Origin of the sequence: Noviherbaspirillum saxi (genome assembly GCF_003591035.1) — a bacterium.
Taxonomy (GTDB): domain Bacteria; phylum Pseudomonadota; class Gammaproteobacteria; order Burkholderiales; family Burkholderiaceae_D; genus Noviherbaspirillum; species Noviherbaspirillum saxi.
Genome location: NZ_QYUO01000001.1, coordinates 1,821,150 through 1,839,211, shown reverse-complemented (window position 1 = coordinate 1,839,211; position 18,062 = coordinate 1,821,150). Strand labels below are relative to the sequence as shown.

The window sequence follows — 18,062 nt, the reverse complement described above, 5'->3', positions numbered from 1 at the left end:
TTCACTGATTCGAGAAAACGTTACGACACGCTCAGACGCAAGCATGCGGCGGGCCAAAAAATATTCAAGAAGCCACACAGGAGGAGATTTAAATGAGTGACAAAATAGTTGCCCTATCAGCCGGCATTCGGCGCACAGCGATCGCGGGTGCGGCGACGGCTCTTTGCGCAGGACTTTGCACGAGCGCGGCAGCATTCGATATCAATACCGGCAACGAAGATCTGACGGTACGCTTCGATAACACCATCCGCTACAACCTTGGCAAGCGGATCGATACGCAGAGCCAGGCGATCCTGCGCAACGTCAATAGCGATGACGGTGACCGCAATTTCGGCAACAAGAGCATAGTCACCAACCGTATCGATGTGCTGTCCGAATTGGATGTCGTGTACCAGAGACAGTTCGGCGCGCGTGTCAGTGCTGCAGGCTGGTACGACGCCGCTTACTCTGGGGGTTTCGACAATACCAGTCTTGCGACCTCCAACCACCTCGTCAACGGCGCGCCCGCTTTCGGCCTCTCCCCCTATGCAAATCGCTTTTACCACGGGCCATCCGGCGAATGGCTCGATGCATTCGTATTTGGCGGATTTGAACTGGGTAGCATGCCAGTCACGGTTCGTGCCGGCCGCCATACGGTGGCATGGGGCGAAGCGTTGTTGGGCGGGGGAGCCATCCATGGCGTGTCTTACGCCCAGGCCCCGCTGGACCAGGCCAAAAGCTTCGGCAATCCGGGCATTGAGGCCAAGGAACTGTTCCGCCCGCTGACGCAGATTTCGGGCCAGATCCAGGCAACTCCGGAACTGTCGATCGCCGGCCAGTATTACTTCGACTGGGAAGCCGGCCGGCTTCCGGAAGCTGGCACATATCTGGGCTTTGGCGATCACTATTTCCGCGGCGGTGAATCCTTGATTCAAGGAGCCACACGCATCCGCCGTGGCGACGCCATCACGCCGAAGGAGCGCGGCGATTGGGGCTTGGCGGCGCGCTGGAATCCGCAGTGGCTGGACGGGACCATGGGTTTCTATTACCGTAACTTCTCCGACAAGCTGCCGCAGATTCTGCTGGTATCGAGTGCGCAGCGCTATTTCTTCAACTATGCGTCGGACATCGACCTGTACGGCGTCAGCCTGTCCAAGCAGATCTTCGGTATCAGCTTCGGCGCCGACCTGAACTACCGCCGCAACATGCCGCTGGTCAGCGATAATGCCATCGCCATCCCGTCGCTCGCAGCGCTGCCGGCGCAGGGGAACTCGGTTGGCGCGCGCGGCAACACCGTGCACGCGGTTGTCAATGCAGTCAGCTCGCTCGGCTCATCGGTGCTCTACGATAATGCTTCGGTGGCGGCCGAAATGACCTATAGCCGCTGGCTGTCGGTGAGTCAAGGCGCGCAATTCTTTAAGGGCCGCAACAACTACGTTGGCATCGATAAGGTCAGCAAGGACTCCGTCGGTTTTGCCATCAACTTCACGCCAACCTGGTTCCAGATCTTCTCCGGCGCAGACCTCTCGATGCCGATCAGCTATTCGAGAGGCCTCTTAGGCAACTCGGCGGTGACCTCCGGCGGCAATAAGGGCGCCGGCCAGTATTCCGTCGGCCTGGGGCTGGATCTATACAGCAAATACCGCTTCGACCTGAAGTACATCGACTATTTTGGCAAATCCACGCTAAACCCGACAACGGGCGCGAATCAGGTTTCCAACGGCAGCACGGCAAACCTCAAGGATCGCGGTGCCGTCTATCTCACATTCAAAACCGCATTCTAATCGGAGACATATCATGAAAAAACGCGTAACAGCATTGATCGGCGCGGGTTTGCTATCGACGCAAATTGGCGCAACCTATGCGACGGCAACAGCGGAAGAGGCCAAAAAGCTGGGCACAACGCTGACCATGATCGGGGCCGAAAAGGCCGGCAACAAGGACGGCACGATCCCGGAATATACGGGCGGACTGACGACGGCCCCCGCCGGCTTCGACAAGTCGAAGAACCTGCGTCCTGATCCGTTCGCGAATGAAAAGCCGTTGTTCTCGATCAATGCGAAGAACATGGATAAGTACGCGGACAAGATGACCGAAGGCACGAAGGCATTGATGAAGCTCCATGCCGACTATCGCATCGATGTCTATCCGACGCACCGCACCGCAGGGTATCCCAAGTCCGTGCTCGAGAACACGGTAAAGAACGCTACCCGGGCTAAGCTGTCCGATGACGGGCTCTCGATGATCGGTGCGCGCGCCGGCATCCCGTTTCCGATTCCCAAGAACGGCAACGAGGTCATGCTGAACTACATCGGGCGCTATAACGGCGGCACGACCGTAATACCGAAGTTCAGCGCCTACAACGTGGGCAGCGGCGGCAATGTCATGCTGTCCGCACAGGGCATCTACATGCAGGAAAGCGTCTACTACGACGAATCGCGGCCCGAGCCCACCCTGATGAATCGTGTTCGCACCAGCTACACCGCGCCAGTGCGCCGCGCCGGCGAAGCCGCCATGACGGCCGAACCGATTGACAACGCCAACGAGTCGCGGCGCGCTTACCAGTACCTGCCGGGGCAACGCCGCGTGCGGCTAGCGCCGGACCTCAACTACGACACGCCCAATGCCAGTACGTCCGGCATGTCGACCTATGATGACGTGAATCTCTTCAACGGCAAGCTGGACCGCTTCGACTGGAAACTGGTCGGCAAAAAGGAAATGTACGTCCCGTATAACGCGTACCGTTTCCTCTACAACGGCAAGCCGGAGGATGTATTCCAGGCCAAGTTCATCAATCCGGATACGGTCCGCTGGGAGTTACACCGCGTATGGGTGGTCGAAGCAAGCGTGAAGGAAGGCAAGCGTCACATCTATTCGAAACGCACGTATTACATTGACGAAGATACTTGGTTCATTCTTGCCAGCGATCAGTATGACGGACGGGGGCAACTCTGGCGCCCCGGCTTCTCGTACATGACGCAATCCTACGATGTGCCGACTCCCACCCATTTCACTTCCGGTCATTACGACGTCATCGCCGGCTCGTACTACGTGAACCAATGGCCGGGAAGCAATGGAATCAAGATTGGCGGGAAACCGATGGCAGATTCCTTCTGGACCCCGGAAAGTTTGGCGGGATCGGGTATCCGTTAGCAAGTTGGATTTCCTCAGTTAGGCTGGCGGCTGGTGACGCGACTCTATCGCCAGCCGCCAGCCATTTTTTTCGGCTCTTCAGACTTTTCCGTGGGTCTTCGAAATATGTAGCCCGTATGGAGCGAAGCGGAATGCGTGTTGCAACATCCATGGAGTGACGACTGTATCTGCGGACAAGCAGCGTTCCTTCGATGGGTGCCCCGCATTTCGTTTCGCTCCATACGGACTACCAAAGTCTTGGCCTTACCTACACAAAAGCCTGAAGAACCATAAAGGAGAAGCGATGCTCCCCCTTCAGCCCGACATGATGGAACAGAACGAATCTGCGAACGCCGCACGGGTGGCCGATCTCAGCAGGAGGGAATTCCTTGAATTGGGCGTCGGCGCTGCCGCCCTCGGAATGTTCGGCTGGCCGCACGCCGCCGCTGCACAATCCGGAAAGACATGGAACCAAGGCGCGCTCGTTCATATTATTCCCACCGCCAGCCACAATCGCTTCCTGATCAAGGCATCCTTCAAGACGCCGTTGACCGCCGTACCGCGCCTGCTGGTCAACGGCAAGCCGCACAAGGGCGAACAAACAGATCCGGCGGGACGATTCTGGCGCTTCGATGTGCCATCGCTTCAGCCGGCAACGCAATATGAATTGCGCGTCACGGACCGGCACGGCATTCCGCTCTGCGATGCTTGGCCCCTGACGACCTTTCCGGCGCCCGACGCCGCGCCGGAGCGCCTGCGTATCCTGGCTTACACCTGCGCCGGCGGTTATGACGGCCCGAGGATCAACGGCAAATCGATCTTCCTGGACATGGAGGCGCGGCGGCAACTGCTCGCGCGCGGCATGTCGTTCCAGCCCGACGTCATGATCGCGAATGGAGATCATGTCTATTACGACATCGAGACCGCCCTCTCCAAACCCCGGCTCAAGCAGTATCAGGAAATGGTCTGGCCCAAATTCGGTGGTCCGCTGGACATCAGCCTGCCAATGCTCCACCCCAGGAACGCATCCATCTTCACGAGCGTCTGCGATTACCAGATCAGCGGCCTCTATGGCACTACGTTGCGCTCGACGCCGTCGTTCTTCCTGACCGACGACCATGACACGTTTGAAAACGACGAATTCGATGACCTTCTCGCCACCTTGCCGCCGGAGTCCTACGGCACGCTCGGCGCCGAGCAGACACAACGGCTTTACTACCCCGAATTCCTGCCGGACCCGAATCGCCCCGGTTGGCTGCCCGGCGCTGACAAGGCCGGTGCACCTGCGGGCACAAACATCTGCTTTGGCACGCTGCGCTACGGAAAACTCCTGGAAACCGTGCTCTACGACTGCCGGCGCTATGTCGACTACAAAGGCAAGCACGCCAAGGTTCTTCCGCGCTGGGTGGAGGACTGGCTGATTGCCCGGACTCGCGCGGAAGATACGGCCCATTTCCTGCACGCGCCATCGCTGCCTTTCGCGTATTCCTCCGGCAAGCTGGGCGACTGGTATCCCGATCGGCTCGACGACGCGACGGGCCGGCTCTCATTGAATAAAGTAAAGGCAGGATGGCAGCAGGGCTGGTTCGATCAGCATCAAAGACTGATGCAGGCGCTTGCATCGCAATCCAAACGCGCACCCGTCATCATCCAGGGTGACTTCCATGCCACTGCCGTCGGACGGATGATGCGTTCCGGCGATCTGTCGCTGTCGCAGCCGCTGCATGTTGTGATGACCGGCACGATGGGGACTGGTGATCTGGCCTTCCCCTCGTCGGTCCGCCGCATCGAATCCAGGCCATCGCAGCTGGTGAACATGGAACAGACGCTCGAGCCGATGGAGAAGAACGGCTTCACCATCATCGACGTGACGCCCGACAAGCTGATATTCAGTCTTTTCACATGGCGACCGCCGCAATCGACCGCGGAGATCGACACAATGAAGCCCACCCTGGTGTACGAGGTGCCGCGCAAGGCATAAAGAATACGAGAGCAGATTGCGTACTGGTGTACAGGCGCTACGGGCCGCTTGCGGCGCATGGCTGCGTTGTACGTCGCTTGTGCGACTCGCCACACGGCATTCCTCACGCCTTGCCCAGTACCCCGAAATCAACCCGCGTCTCCTGGACACCCAATCAATCCGCATCGCCCGCACACCAACACGCAGTCTGCCAGAGAAAACTCCACATGCCCATCATCACCAACATCGAAGACCTGCGCCTGCTCGCACAGAAACGCGTGCCGCGCATGTTCTACGACTACACAGATTCCGGCTCCTGGACGGAATCGACCTATCGCGCCAACAGCAGCGATTTCGAACGCATCAAATTTCGTCAGCGCGTCGCGGTCAACATGGAAAACCGCACGCTCAAAACGACGATGGCCGGCCAGGAGGTCGCCATGCCGGTCGCGCTTGCACCGACCGGCATGACCGGAATGCAGCACGCCGACGGCGAGATCCTGGCGGCCAGAGCAGCCGAAAAGTTCGGCGTGCCCTTCACGCTGTCGACCATGAGCATCTGCTCGATCGAAGACATCGCCGCGCACACCTGCGCGCCGTTCTGGTTCCAGCTCTATGTGATGCGCGATCGCGATTTCATCAAACGACTGATCGAGCGCGCAAAGGCGGCGAAATGCCCGGCGCTGGTGTTGACACTCGATCTGCAAATGGTCGGCCAGCGCCACAAGGATTTGAAAAATGGCCTGTCGACGCCGCCGAAACTGACGCTACCCAACATTATCGACATGATGTTCAAGCCGCGCTGGTGCCTTGGCATGCTGGGCACGCGGCGCCGCGGTTTCGGCAACCTGATCGGTCATGCGAAAGACGCGACGGACATGGCGTCGCTGTCCGGGTGGGTCGCACGGCAGTTCGATCCGTGCCTCTCGTGGGACGACGTCGAATGGATCAGGAAGCAGTGGGACGGCAAGCTGATCATCAAAGGTATTCTCGATGCGGAAGATGCGCGGCTCGCCGTTGCCTGCGGTGCGGATGCGCTCATCGTTTCCAACCACGGCGGCAGACAGCTTGACGGCGCGCCTTCCTCGATTGCGGCGCTGCCCGCCGTTGTCGATGCGGTCGGCGACAGAATTGAAGTCCACATGGACGGTGGCATCCGATCCGGGCAAGACGTCATCAAGGCGCTAGCGCTCGGCGCCAAGGGAGTCTATCTAGGGCGCGCCTTCCTCTATGGTTTGGGTGCGATGGGCGAGCAAGGCGTTGTCAAATGCCTTGATCTCATTCGCAAGGAACTTGATCTGACCATGGCGTTTTGCGGCGTCACCGACGTAAAGAGGGTCGACAGCAATATTCTCCTGCCCGGCACATTTCAAGCCGCTGGATGAACGCTGCGTTAGGGGTCGATGCAGGGATACATTGTGTAAGTTATTTCTACGCAAGGCCTTATGCCAGGATTCCGGCAAGGTCCATTTCACCGGGGGATTGATGCCATGGATCCATTGCGGCTAATTGATACGCTGCATCGGCGGTTGCTTCCACTCACCGCTCAATGCCTCGGGCTTGGGCACATACAGGCGTAGCGCCGCGACGAACGGGCCGTTCGGTGCCGGCAACCAATTCGACTCCTTGTCCTCGCCGGGCGATTCCTGCTGTACATAAAGCGTGATTCCGCCATCGGCGTCGCGTTTCAAGTCCGGCAGCATCGGGGAATTGATCAAATAGCGGTTGAGCGAATTGGCGACGAGCAGTCGCGACGGCAGCTCATACATGGTGAGCGACCAGAATGCATTGACGGGCGGGAGTTGCCCCGGCGCAAAGCGCAATGTGTACCGATTACCTACCCCGTTGAGCCTCTGGCCGGTGGAATCGGCGTAGTAGGCTGGATAGATGGCTTCCTCTTTCGACAGGCCCCAGATGCCAGCCAAGGTTCCGCGCATGCGGTAGAGGTAATTGTTTTTCAGATAGGCACGTGACCCAAGGACATCGCCACTGGTCACCTCGCCGGTGATAACTCGTTTCTCCAGCGCGGCAAACTCAAGCCATGCATCGGCAATGCCATCTTCGATCGCCTTGCGCATCTCGGGAGAAAGCGCTTGCACATCGAATGTCTTGTCCGCGCCGATACCGAGCTTGGCAAAGCGTTCCATGAGGGCTTGCTCGGATGGATGTGTCGGACCGAACTGAAGGACGAAATTAAGGACGTTGAAGAATTCAAGCGAGCTGCGCTGCTGCTCTTTGCCAAGCGGCTTGATGAAGTCGATTGCTGGTGCCGCGGCAGGCGCGAGCTTGCCCAGGAATGCGGAGAGCGGCTGGACTTTGTATCCGGCCTGGATTTTCTTCACATTCTCGATGTCGTCCGCCTTGAACAGCTGGGTCCGGTAAAAGATGTATGCCAACTCTGTCTCGGACCGGATCACGGCCTTGATGCCTTTTGGTACCTTGCCTTTCCAGCCCGGTCCAGCGACCAGGTAGTTGCCTGCGCCGTTGCCGGTGGTGCGCGTGCCGAAATAACCGGAGATGAAGGTAAAGAGGTCATTGACCTCGACCGAGTAATAGCGAGTCTTTTCAACGGCCGGCACAGTCAACACCATCGGCTCGGCCCTCAAATCCAGGCCGAGGTTCGAGTACGGCGTATCCACATTCGGCGTTTGCATCGCCTTGTCGTCCGGCGTAAATACGCGCGCATTGTTGTGAATCGTGTTCCAGCCGCCCTTATATTCAGGGTCGTTGCGATCGACAAAATAGGAATATAGGATGCGGTAACTATCGACCGGCGAGTACCCGTAGATGTAGGCTTCCTTCGCGATGGAACGGGCTTCGGCAAGTGTGATTTCGGCGCGCCTGGATTCGGCGGACGCAGCGCCGTTGTCAACAGGCTTCATTGCGCTGGCTGTCGTGCCCATGCCCAACGTGATACTGACCAGCGATGCCAAGAGGGCAAAGCGAAACGCCTTGCTTGTTGTGAACCGTCTGAATTCCATGATCAGAGTGCTTTCTTATTCAATCAACGCACTGGCTGTGCCTCGGGAAAAGTCCATTTGCCGTTCAGGATTTCGGCGCGCGGAAGATAGAGGCGCACCATGTAGTTCCAGTCCGGCACGATCGGCAGACAGTTGGCAATCTTGCCGTCGCAACCGCCGAACTGGACCGTGACCGAACCGTCGGCGTCTTTCTTCGCTGTGAGGTTGTTGAGGGTGTACGCGCCGTATTGATTCTTTTGGAAATAGCCTTCGGCGTTGTAGACGCTGATCGACCAGAAGGAATCGACGGGTACGTCTTTGACCTTTAGCTTGTGGACCGTGGCGCCGTCGTTCTTGCTCGGATTGACGTTGAGATAAAAGGCGTCCTTCTCGGGATTGCCGCCCCAGGCCGAGGCGGATCCGATCAAATGCCGCACCGGGTCGGCCTGCTCCTTTGTCCCGAACATACCCCTTGAATCGGGGACCGTCGCGGCAAGCGTCAACAGTGCATTACGCACCTTCTTCTGGCTTGCCTGATCCCATTTTGGCGCCTCGAAGCGCCCGGGACCGCCCTCCTGCTTGACCTTGATTGCATCCTGCAGCGCGTGCGCTTCCTTAACGTCCTTCGAATCTGTCGGATCGACCAGTATGCGCAGGCCCAGCAACACGTAGCGCGTGCCGATCTTTTCCTTGGTGTAGGTATGGCTACCCGCTTTGTAGACCACGCCGGGCGTGTACTGCTCATTATTGATCGCGATCATCGACATATAGCGCTTGCCCGCATCGGGCAGAGTGACCGTTACCGGTCCCGCATCGAGATCGAACACCGCCGCCGAATACAGGGTGTCGCGATTGGGACGAACGACGAACTGACTGTCGATTGGCAACAGCTCGCGGTTGTGCCCGAATTTGCCGAAGCGGTCGCGCGCGACGGCAAGTGCAAAGAATCTGTCTGACTCGGCACGGTTGAAGTTGTCGGCGGTGACAAGCACGGCATTGTCCGTGGGCGCCTGGGCATGGAGCGACGCGGACGCCGTCAGTGCCAACGCTGCCATTGCAAATTGATATCTACGCTTGATCATGACTTTGTCTCCTGTTCTTAATTTATTCGTTGCATCGAGCGTCCGCCAGGCCATCCGTCGCTTCCACTTCGATCAATTCAAAATCCATGCATACCCTCGCTCGGTCGGTTGATGCAGTTATTCAGATATTGACGTAGCACGGCGTTGGCTGCGGGATACGGAGTCTCCTTTCCCGCAGCCGGTTTTACTAGCGCACGCCCTGTCCTGCCAGAGCGTCAGGCGCCCAGGAGGACTCCGGCGTCATGGTGTCCGAGATCTTCACACCGCCGGTACTCGGCCAGAGGTTGATGTAGTAGCTGCCCGCGATAAGATCGTAATGACCCACGACTACGCTGGTTTGTGCCAGCACGTCGTAGTTCTGGGTCATGTAGTTAAAGCCCGGGCGCCAGAGTTGGCCGCGGCCATCGTACTGATCGCTGGCAAGCGTGATCCAGCTGTCTTCGTCCACGTAGAAGGTGCGCTTCGAATAGATGTGGCGCTTGCCTTCCTTCACCGCCGCCTCCACCACCCACACGCGGTGCAGCTCCCAGCGCACCATAGCCGGGTTAATGAACTTGGCCTGGAACACTTCTTCGGGCTTGTCGTGATACGTAAAGCGATAGGCGTTGTACGGGACATAGATTTCCTTCTTGCCTACCAGCTTGAAGTCGAAACGGTCCGCTTTGCCGTTGAACAGGTTGACATCGTCAAACGTCGACATGCCTGCTGTACTTGGATTAGGCGTATCGTAGGCGAGGTCCGGTGCAAGCCGCACCCGGCGCTGTCCCGGCAGATACTGGTAAGCACGCCGTCCTTTGTCGCTATAGTCAAGCGGTTCCGTCGTCATGATCGCCTCGCCGGCACGGCGCGCCGGTCCGGTGTAGCTGGCGCGGGCGCGACTGAGGGTCGTCGGCGCCTCGCTCTTCGACTCGTCGTAATAAGGGCTGTCCTGAGTCCAGGCGCCTTGAGATGCCATCACCAGTTTGCCGGCACTGTCGACGTTGTAGGCGGTATATTTGGGAACGACATACGACACACCCTGGTAGCGTCCCAGAGAGTTCATCATTACCTCAGTGCCGTTCTTCGGTATCGGAAACGGAATACCGGCGCGCGCACCAATCATGCTGGCGCCATCGTCGGACATCTTGGCACGGGTAGCATTCTTTACCGTGTTTTCGAGCACGGACTTCGGCAGTGCCGCGGTGCGGTGCGTCTTGTAGACATCGATGCGATAGCCGGAATGGGCCTTCATCAAGGCCTTGGTGCCTTCGGTCAGCTTGTTGGCGTACTTGTCCATGTTCTTCGCGTCGACCGAGAACAGTGGCTTTTCGCTGGCGAACGGATCGGGCCGCACGCCTTTCGACTTGTCGAAGCCGGCTGGAGCGGTGGTCAGGCCGCCCGTGTATTCGGGGATGCTGCCGTCCTTGTTGCCGGCCTTTTCTGCGCCGACCTGGGTCAGCGTGGTGCCCAGTTTCTTCGCTTCGTCCGCTGTTACCGCAGCGTGGAGAGCGCCTGTTTGTGCAGCCACCAAGCCGGCAGCAATCATTGCCTTTACTAATTTATTCATGTGTCCAACTTGTATTGAATGTGACAAAAGCGACACCGTGTTCCCGGAGGCGCGCAATATCGCGGTTATAGCGTCGGCGATTCGTCACCAAATCGCCGAAGAAGTCGATGTAGTGAAGGGCGAGACTGGCTCTAGCAGCCTGTCAGTCCGTCTCGAGGATGATGGTCTTGCCAAGCGCGGACCAGTTCTGCGCTTTGGACAAATAGCGATCTTCGATGATGTTGCGCTTGATCTTCATGGTCGGCGTCAGGAAGCCGTTGTCCGTGGTCCAGATATCCTTCACGATCACCAGATAATTCAGCTTTTCGTGGTCTTCCAAAGCGGTATTCACGCTATCCAAGAGTGTCTGTAATTCCGCCTGCAGTATTTCGCTGGCTTGGGCGTCTTGCAAGGCCTTCCGCGCATCGGGCGCCAGCATCATCAGCGCAAAAGGTTGCGGGTGACCCGGTCCGGTCACGCATACCGCTTCGACCTTCTGGTGGGTGAGCTTGTTCTCGATCGGCGCTGGCGACACATACTTGCCCTTGCTGGTCTTGAACAATTCCTTGATCCGCCCAGTGATCTTCAAGCGGCCCAGTTCATCCACCTCACCCCGGTCGCCGGTCTTGAAGAAGCCATCCGCTGTCATGCTTTCCGCCGTCAGTTCCGGCTGCTTGTAATAGCCCATCATGTGCGTGGGACACTTGACCTCGATCTCGCCATTCTCCGCGATGCGCGATTGCACTCCGGGCAGCGCCTGACCGGAATAGCCGAGCCGAACTTGGCCTGGCCGGCTGTAATGCGAATACGCGAAATTCTCCGTCATTCCGTAGACGTCCAACAGTTCCAGGCCCAGGTTACGGTACCAGTCGAAAATTTCCACGGGCAGCGGGGCCGAGCCGGTGAAGGCCATTCGGACCGATTCCAACCCCAGCAACGTGAGGATGTGCTTCTTGAGCGGGTTAGAGACTTCAGGCGGTGCGAACAGCAATTTCTGCTGCTCCGCCGGAAGCTTGGCGCAGATGCCGAGGTAGAACTTGGTCCACAGACGCGGCATCGAGATAAACAGCGTCGGCCGTGCGCGTTGCAAGTCCTGCGCAAACGTTTCCAGACTGTCATTGAAGTAGACGTGCAAGCCATGGCAAAGCGCATTCGATTCCACGAAGGAGCGCTCGGCGCCATGTGCCAGCGGCAAGTAGGACAACACGCGATCGTTCGGGGTAGTTCCGCAAAAGTCACCCGCGCCCATCGCATAGGTATACGTGTTGCCGAAGCTGTGCATGACACCTTTTGGTTTGCCTGTCGTTCCCGAGGTGTAGATGATCGTGGCGAGGTCTTCGGGCCTAGGAAGATGCACTTCCTGCAGCGGCTGAACCTTATCGATGAGTGCATCCCATTGCTGTGCGTCCGTTGCCGGGGCCATCGGCAGGGTGACCACATGCATATGTGCCGGCAAGACCTTGCTGATCTCGTTCCAGCCGTCCGTCTTGCCATCGAGCTTGCCGACAAACAGCAAGCGCGTGTTGGAGTGCTCAAACACGTATTGCGCCGTATCGGCATTCATGGTCGGATACAAGGGTACCGAGATATGGCCGGCCATCCAGATCGCGACGTCGGCCATGATCCAGTGCGCGTTGTTTTTCCCGAGTATTGCGATGTTGCTGTTTGGGGGAAGCTGGAGTGACCGCAGGTACGTCGCCATGCGGCGAGCCTGGTCGCCGACATCCTTCCACGTGTAGTCCACCACCCGGCCATCGGGAGTGGGTTGCGTGAAGAGAACCGCGTCGGGCTGGGTACGCTCCCAGTGCAAAAAGCGGTGCATCAAAGTATTCGTATTTTTTTCGTTCATCTATATCTCCTGTCGTTATTCTTCGATCGTGCGTTGCTTATGCCGGTCTACGCGACCAGATCGGTGCTCTCCGCCACGCCAACGCCGTCGAAGTATCCCCTATTGAAATTCAGTGTTCTTCAGTGGTCATTCTTCAGCAAGTCCGGCGTCGAGTCCAGGTGAAAGCCGTCAAACGGCACGCTCTTATTGTGTGGCTGCAGTTTCCAGGAACTGCGCGCGTTCGGGCCGCCGCCATCCACGCGGATGCAGGTGCCGGTGATGAACGCCGATGCCGGCGATAGCAGAAATACAATCGCCGCCGACACTTCGGCTACCGTGCCGTAGCGCTGTGCCGGGATCGTCGCGGTATAACCAAGAATCTTGGAAACGGCTTCACCAGTATAGTTATCGAAACCACTCGAAGCGATCAAACCCGGCGCCACGCTGTTCACGCGTACGCCGGAAGCGGCCCACTCGCATGCTGCGCTTTCGGTCAGCGAATTCATGCCCGCGCGAGCCGAACCAGAATGGGCGCAACCGGGCAAACCGTTCCACATGTCGGCGCTCATGTTCACGATAGCGCCGCCATGCTGTTCCATCCAGCGCGCGTACACCTCGCGCATGAAAATGAACCCGCCCACAAGGTTATTGCGCACCACTGCTTCAAAGCCCTTGGTCGAAATGTCCTTGAGCGGCGAAAAGAATTGACCGCCGGCGTTATTGACCAGCCCATCGATGCGGCCATGGTCGGCCAGCACCGCGTCGACGACCGCAAGCACTGCCGCGTCATTGCGGATGTCGCACACCTGCGCAGATACGAAGCCACCTTCGGCTGTGATTTCCGTCTTCACCCGCTCCAGCTTTTCGGAATTGCGCCCGACGATAACGACGCATGCGCCAAGCCAACCCAACTCATGTGCAACGCAGCGGCCGATGCCGCTGCCGCCGCCAGTCACAATAATCACCTTGCCTTCGAACAATCCTGGTCGGAAGATCGATTGATAGTGCATGCGGCTCTCCATAGCGGGATTAACGGCCCTGGCCCTTACCCCAGTCGTTGAGCACCGCTTCCGTATCCTGACCGCGACGCGGGATGCAACCAGGCTGCGCTAACGGCGTACCGGAAAAGCGCGGTGCCGGATTGGCCTGCAACACTCCGTCGATACGGCTGTACACACCGCGCGCGGCCATGTGCGGATGCGCCGCCGCTTCGTCCGGGTTCAATACCGGCGCGAAGCAGGCATCGGTTCCTTCCAACAACGCGCACCATTCGTCACGCGTACGGGTAGCAAACAATGCGGCGAAACGCTCGTGCTGTCGCGGCCAGGCGTCCGCCTCGTTTTGCTTCGCATAATCTGTATCATTCGCAAGGCCGAGCTTGTCCAGCAGAATGCGGTAGAAGCGCGGCTCGAGCGAACCGACCGTAATGAAGTGTCCGTCGGCGCAACGATAGCTGCGATACCAATGCGGGCCGTCGAGGATGCCGTGCCCGCGTTCATTCGGCAGCTGGCCGGACGACTTCAAGCCTAGCAACAGATTCATCATATGAGCGCTGCCGTCCACGATGGCCGCATCGACTACTTGTCCCTTGCCCGTCGCACGCGCGCTCATCACGCCGGCCAGCACGCCGACCGCCAGATACATGGCGCCGCCGCCGACATCGCCCACCAGGCTGGGCGGCGCCATCGGCGCTTCGCCCGGCTGACCGGAATACCACAACGCGCCCGACAAGCCGATGTAGTTGATGTCATGACCGGCGGCATGCGCCAACGGTCCCTGCTGGCCCCAGCCGGTCATGCGGCCAAATACCAGGCGAGGATTGCGCGCCAGACACACGTCGGGGCCCAAACCCAGGCGTTCCATCACGCCGGGGCGCATGCCTTCCAGCAGCACGTCGCAGCTTTCCACCAGCTTCAGCACGGTCTCGACCCCCTCTTGCGTTTTGAGATCGACCGCGATTGAGCGCTTGCCGCGATTCTGGATCGCGTGTTTGCCCAGATCCATATCTTCGGGACCGGCCTGTTTGCGGTCGACCAGTACGACATCTGCTCCCATGTCTGCGAACAACATTCCGCAGAAGGGCGCCGGGCCTAGGCCGGCAATTTCCAGAACGCGTAATCCCGCCAGCGGGCCGTTTCCATTTCGACTCATTCCTATCCCCATGATGAAGGTCACATTAACGACATGAACAATATCGACATGTGGTTCGCAATTCCCCACCTTTTAATGGGGGGAGATGCACGCCGATACATCGCTGTTATTCGACACTTTGATTCGACGTTTTGATTCGAAAATGTGCGGCAGATTGAGCGCAAAAGCGCTCCAGGACTATGCAAAATCCAGAAGAAGCGCACGCTCCAGCGAAGAATGTTCGCAGCCGAGGTTTTGGCGCAAGTCGTTCAATGCGATGTCGAACTGCTCGTAGAAAGCGCTTTCCAGTTGACACCGATGGGAAAATCCATAAACGCGGCTGAATCGACACCATCGTGTTGCCTATTACGCTGATATCGAGCGGCGCCAATGATGGAACATCTGTCCTTTGACCCTGGTGTCGTCCGCATCGCCCCGCTTTTCAATTTGATACCCATCCTGCTTCCTGTGCAGGATATGTGGCTTGGAATCCCGGCCACGTGGTGGTGACGGGATTCCATGACCGTATCCCGCCCGATTCTCGCCTATTGAATTTTCCGACCTTCACGACAGCGGACTATCGCTGAACGTTCAATACGCTCGAACCGGACAGTGCCTTAGCCCTGCATGCCCTTGACGGCTGCTTCGATCAGACCCTGAACCTGCTGGTTGGAGTCTGCGAACGGACGTGCGGTATTCCAGTCGGAGACCTGCGAGAAGCGTGCCGCCAGGGCTTCCGGCGACAATTCCTTGTCGGAGAAATACACCGGTGCGGTGTCCACGATACGGGCTGCGGAGAACACGCCACCGCCGGCCGACAGGATGGTCTTGGTCGGCGCGTCTTCGCTGACCAAAAAGAGCGCGCCGGGCGTTACTTGTTCCGGCTGGATGCGGGCGAGCATCGCTTCCGGCAGAACGTCGGTCGTCATGCGCGTTGCCGCGATCGGAGCGATCGTGTTCACACGGATGTTGTTCTTCGCGCCTTCGATCGTCAGCATGTTCATCAGACCGACCAGCGCCATCTTGGCGGCGCCGTAGTTGGACTGGCCGAAGTTGCCGAACAGGCCGGACGACGAGGTCGTCATCAGGATGCGGCCGTAGTTCTGCTCGCGCATCAATTCCCACACCGCCTTGGTGCAGTACACCGAACCCATCAGGTGCACGTCAACCACGGCCTGGAAGTCGGCCATTTCCATCTTGGAGAAGGTCTTGTCACGCAGGATGCCGGCGTTGTTGATCAGTACGTCGACGCGGCCGAATTCGGCCTTGGTCTGTTCGACCATGGCCTTGACCTGCTCGAAGTCGGTGACGTTGGCGCCGTTGGCGATCGCCGTGCCGCCGGCCTTGCGGATTTCCTCGACTACTGCCAGCGCCGCTTCAGAAGAGCCGCCCTTGCCGTCGCGAGCACCGCCGAAATCGTTGATCACCACCTTGGCGCCGCGCGCGGCAAGACCCAGTGCATGTACGCGGCCCAGGCCGTTGCCTGCACCAGTCACAATGGCCACACGGCCGTCAAAACGAATAGTCATGGTATGTCCTCCAAAAAATTTAAAAGGGATCAGAGTGATTTGCCAATCAGTGTACGGGGCCAATCTCGGACCTGCGGTGCTCGGCGTACCACCTGTACGCGTCCGCTCCTCGATCCGACCTTGGCTTCCGTACATCGACTGTCAAACCGCTCTAGGGAAAGCGTCGTACGATCGACTCTGCCACGCACACCGGCTTGGCGGTGCCTTCGAGTTCGACCGACATTTCGTAGATCATTTGCGCGCCGTTGTTCTCGATCGCTTCCCACGACAGCAGCTTGAAATGCGCACGTAGGCGGCTGTTGACCGGCACCGGCCGCATGAAGCGCACCTTGTTCAGGCCATAGTTCACGCCCATGGTGGAGCCGCGGATCTCGAATGCGGTTCCCATGAAGACCGGCAACAGGCTCAGCGTCAGGAAGCCATGCGCGATCGGCGCGCCGAACGGGCCTTTCGCTGCGCGTTCGGGATCGACGTGGATCCACTGATGATCGCCGGTGGCGTCGGCAAAGATGTTGATACGTGCCTGGTCGATCACGATCCAGTCGCTGGCGCCGAGGGATTCGCCTACCAAGGGCTGCAAATCGGCCAGGGTTTCATAACTCTTCATACGTGTCTCACCAAAAATGTGTTGTGAATCAAATCGTCGTTAGTACTACTGCGTCGCAAATGGGCTCCTCCCCCTTCAAGGGGGGAGGTTGGGAGGGGGATGGGTTTGCGACCTTCGTAACCCATCCCCACCCTAACCCTCCCCTTGAAGGGGAGGGAACAATTCTTGTGACGCAGGAGTATTAGGTAACAAGCCGTCACCTTGCACGCAATTCGCTTTGCAGCGCTGCGGCGCACGCCGCTTCGTGCCGATCACTACCGCCCAGCAGCAGGTCGGCGACAATCGCACGCTTGTAGTAGTGGCCGACCTGGTATTCCTCGGTCATGCCGATGCCGCCATGCAGCTGGATGCCTTGGCCGCAGACGAATTTTGCCGCGCGGCAGACCAGTGCCTTGGCCGCTGACAGCGTCTTTTGACGCGTCGCGTCGTCGTCGTTTTCCACCGACGCCAGCGCCGCGTGCAACATCGAGCGTGCCACTTCCATCTCGGCCGCCATGTCGGCGATGCGATGCTGCAGCGCCTGGAAATTGCCGATCGCAACGCCGAACTGCTGGCGTGTCTTCAGGTATTCGGCGGTGAGTTCGATGGTCTTTTCCATCGCACCGACCAGCTCCGCGCACTGCGTCACGATGCCGTGCGCGAGGCTGGCACGCAGCGCGGCCAGACCGCCATTGAGCACATTGTCGGCACCAACCTGCACGCCGTCGAATGTCAGTTCTTCCACCCAGGTGCCGTCATGCAGAGGCATTGCCTGCCGCTTCAGGCCCGCGCTATTGGCATCGACCAGCAGCAGCGTAATGTCTTTCGCTCCCGACACTTGCGCGGAAACGATGAATTGCTGCGCGCCGACCGCACCCAGCACCAAGGACTTGCGCCCCTGCAGCACATAGCCGTTGGCGTCGCGCTCTGCACGCAACGAAACCGTTTCCGGCATGCCGCGCGATGCCGGCTCGCTGTAGGCGAGCGCGATGCGCTGCGAACCGTCTGCCAGCAGAGGCAGCAGACGTTCTTTCTGCGCGGCGGTGCCACCCGCCGCCAAGGTCTGCGCAGCGAGCACCGCGCAGCCGAGATAGGGCTCGATCACCAGGCCGCGACCGAGCTCCTGCGCGATGAGCGCGGTGTCGATCAATGAGCCGCCGAGGCCACCGTATTCTTCCGGCAACGCCGCCATCAACCAGCCGTTTTCGGCGAAGATGGCCCAGTTGCCGGTGCTGCCGCCCTGCTTCGCATTGACCAGCGCGGTGCGTGCCTCAAAGCTGTAGGCCTTGTCGACATAGCGCCGCACGCTGTCCTGCAACAGCTGTTGTTCCGAATTCAGATTGAAATCCAT

13 protein-coding genes are annotated in these 18,062 nt (G+C 59.0%); 4 read left to right on the top strand and 9 right to left on the bottom strand.

Going from position 1 to position 18,062, the window contains the following annotated elements; translation table 11 throughout:
• Positions 1-92 precede the first annotated feature (92 nt).
• The 4 genes from D3871_RS08535 (at position 93) to D3871_RS08520 (ending at position 6,456) form a co-directional block, all read left to right on the top strand.
• Positions 93-1,763 (top strand): DUF1302 domain-containing protein, encoded by a 1,671-nt coding sequence (locus D3871_RS08535; RefSeq protein WP_119768498.1) that lies wholly within the window; start codon positions 93-95, stop codon positions 1,761-1,763.
• Between the two features lie 13 nt (positions 1,764-1,776).
• Complete coding sequence (locus tag D3871_RS08530; RefSeq protein WP_119768497.1) at positions 1,777-3,132, top strand: DUF1329 domain-containing protein; 1,356 nt, start codon at positions 1,777-1,779, stop codon at positions 3,130-3,132.
• A gap of 283 nt (positions 3,133-3,415) precedes the next feature.
• Positions 3,416-5,092, top strand: a complete 1,677-nt coding sequence (locus D3871_RS08525) for an alkaline phosphatase D family protein (RefSeq protein ID WP_233575560.1) — start codon at positions 3,416-3,418, stop codon at positions 5,090-5,092.
• A 206-nt stretch (positions 5,093-5,298) separates the two neighbouring features.
• A complete protein-coding gene (locus D3871_RS08520; protein WP_119768496.1) occupies positions 5,299-6,456 on the top strand; it encodes an alpha-hydroxy acid oxidase in 1,158 nt (385 codons plus the stop codon).
• A gap of 120 nt (positions 6,457-6,576) precedes the next feature.
• Here D3871_RS08520 and D3871_RS08515 read toward each other — a convergent pair whose 3' ends face one another.
• The 9 genes from D3871_RS08515 to D3871_RS08475 all read right to left on the bottom strand — a co-directional run bounded on the left by D3871_RS08515 (position 6,577) and on the right by D3871_RS08475 (position 18,062).
• The gene (locus D3871_RS08515; protein ID WP_233575559.1) at positions 6,577-8,052 is read right to left on the bottom strand and encodes a DUF1254 domain-containing protein; all 1,476 of its coding nucleotides are present in this window, start codon (positions 8,050-8,052) and stop codon (positions 6,577-6,579) included.
• A 23-nt stretch (positions 8,053-8,075) separates the two neighbouring features.
• Positions 8,076-9,113 (bottom strand): DUF1254 domain-containing protein, encoded by a 1,038-nt coding sequence (locus tag D3871_RS08510; RefSeq protein WP_199724741.1) that lies wholly within the window; start codon positions 9,111-9,113, stop codon positions 8,076-8,078.
• Positions 9,114-9,300: 187 nt separating this feature from the next.
• A complete protein-coding gene (locus D3871_RS08505) occupies positions 9,301-10,659 on the bottom strand; it encodes a DUF1329 domain-containing protein (RefSeq protein WP_119768495.1) in 1,359 nt (452 codons plus the stop codon).
• A gap of 142 nt (positions 10,660-10,801) precedes the next feature.
• The gene (locus tag D3871_RS08500; RefSeq protein WP_119768494.1) at positions 10,802-12,487 is read right to left on the bottom strand and encodes an AMP-binding protein; all 1,686 of its coding nucleotides are present in this window, start codon (positions 12,485-12,487) and stop codon (positions 10,802-10,804) included.
• Between the two features lie 119 nt (positions 12,488-12,606).
• A complete protein-coding gene (locus D3871_RS08495; protein ID WP_119768493.1) occupies positions 12,607-13,476 on the bottom strand; it encodes an SDR family oxidoreductase in 870 nt (289 codons plus the stop codon).
• Between the two features lie 19 nt (positions 13,477-13,495).
• A complete protein-coding gene (locus D3871_RS08490; protein WP_119768492.1) occupies positions 13,496-14,617 on the bottom strand; it encodes a CaiB/BaiF CoA transferase family protein in 1,122 nt (373 codons plus the stop codon).
• 596 nt (positions 14,618-15,213) lie between these two features.
• A complete protein-coding gene (locus D3871_RS08485; protein ID WP_119768491.1) occupies positions 15,214-16,125 on the bottom strand; it encodes an SDR family NAD(P)-dependent oxidoreductase in 912 nt (303 codons plus the stop codon).
• A gap of 151 nt (positions 16,126-16,276) precedes the next feature.
• On the bottom strand, positions 16,277-16,732 hold the full coding sequence (locus D3871_RS08480; RefSeq protein WP_119768490.1) for a MaoC family dehydratase: 456 nt from the start codon (positions 16,730-16,732) through the stop codon (positions 16,277-16,279).
• Between the two features lie 196 nt (positions 16,733-16,928).
• The gene (locus D3871_RS08475) at positions 16,929-18,062 is read right to left on the bottom strand and encodes an acyl-CoA dehydrogenase family protein (protein WP_119768489.1); all 1,134 of its coding nucleotides are present in this window, start codon (positions 18,060-18,062) and stop codon (positions 16,929-16,931) included.

What these genes read in the sequence shown, in the direction of transcription:
- D3871_RS08535 (WP_119768498.1), top strand. Translation starts at nt 93, where the DNA reads ATGAGTGACAAAATAGTTGCCCTATCAGCCGGCATTCGGCGCACAGCG.
- D3871_RS08530 (WP_119768497.1), top strand. Translation starts at nt 1,777, where the DNA reads ATGAAAAAACGCGTAACAGCATTGATCGGCGCGGGTTTGCTATCGACG.
- D3871_RS08525 (WP_233575560.1), top strand. Translation starts at nt 3,416, where the DNA reads ATGCTCCCCCTTCAGCCCGACATGATGGAACAGAACGAATCTGCGAAC.
- D3871_RS08520 (WP_119768496.1), top strand. Translation starts at nt 5,299, where the DNA reads ATGCCCATCATCACCAACATCGAAGACCTGCGCCTGCTCGCACAGAAA.
- D3871_RS08515 (WP_233575559.1), bottom strand. Translation starts at nt 8,052, where the DNA reads ATGGAATTCAGACGGTTCACAACAAGCAAGGCGTTTCGCTTTGCCCTC.
- D3871_RS08510 (WP_199724741.1), bottom strand. Translation starts at nt 9,113, where the DNA reads ATGATCAAGCGTAGATATCAATTTGCAATGGCAGCGTTGGCACTGACG.
- D3871_RS08505 (WP_119768495.1), bottom strand. Translation starts at nt 10,659, where the DNA reads ATGAATAAATTAGTAAAGGCAATGATTGCTGCCGGCTTGGTGGCTGCA.
- D3871_RS08500 (WP_119768494.1), bottom strand. Translation starts at nt 12,487, where the DNA reads ATGAACGAAAAAAATACGAATACTTTGATGCACCGCTTTTTGCACTGG.
- D3871_RS08495 (WP_119768493.1), bottom strand. Translation starts at nt 13,476, where the DNA reads ATGCACTATCAATCGATCTTCCGACCAGGATTGTTCGAAGGCAAGGTG.
- D3871_RS08490 (WP_119768492.1), bottom strand. Translation starts at nt 14,617, where the DNA reads ATGAGTCGAAATGGAAACGGCCCGCTGGCGGGATTACGCGTTCTGGAA.
- D3871_RS08485 (WP_119768491.1), bottom strand. Translation starts at nt 16,125, where the DNA reads ATGACTATTCGTTTTGACGGCCGTGTGGCCATTGTGACTGGTGCAGGC.
- D3871_RS08480 (WP_119768490.1), bottom strand. Translation starts at nt 16,732, where the DNA reads ATGAAGAGTTATGAAACCCTGGCCGATTTGCAGCCCTTGGTAGGCGAA.
- D3871_RS08475 (WP_119768489.1), bottom strand. Translation starts at nt 18,062, where the DNA reads ATGGATTTCAATCTGAATTCGGAACAACAGCTGTTGCAGGACAGCGTG.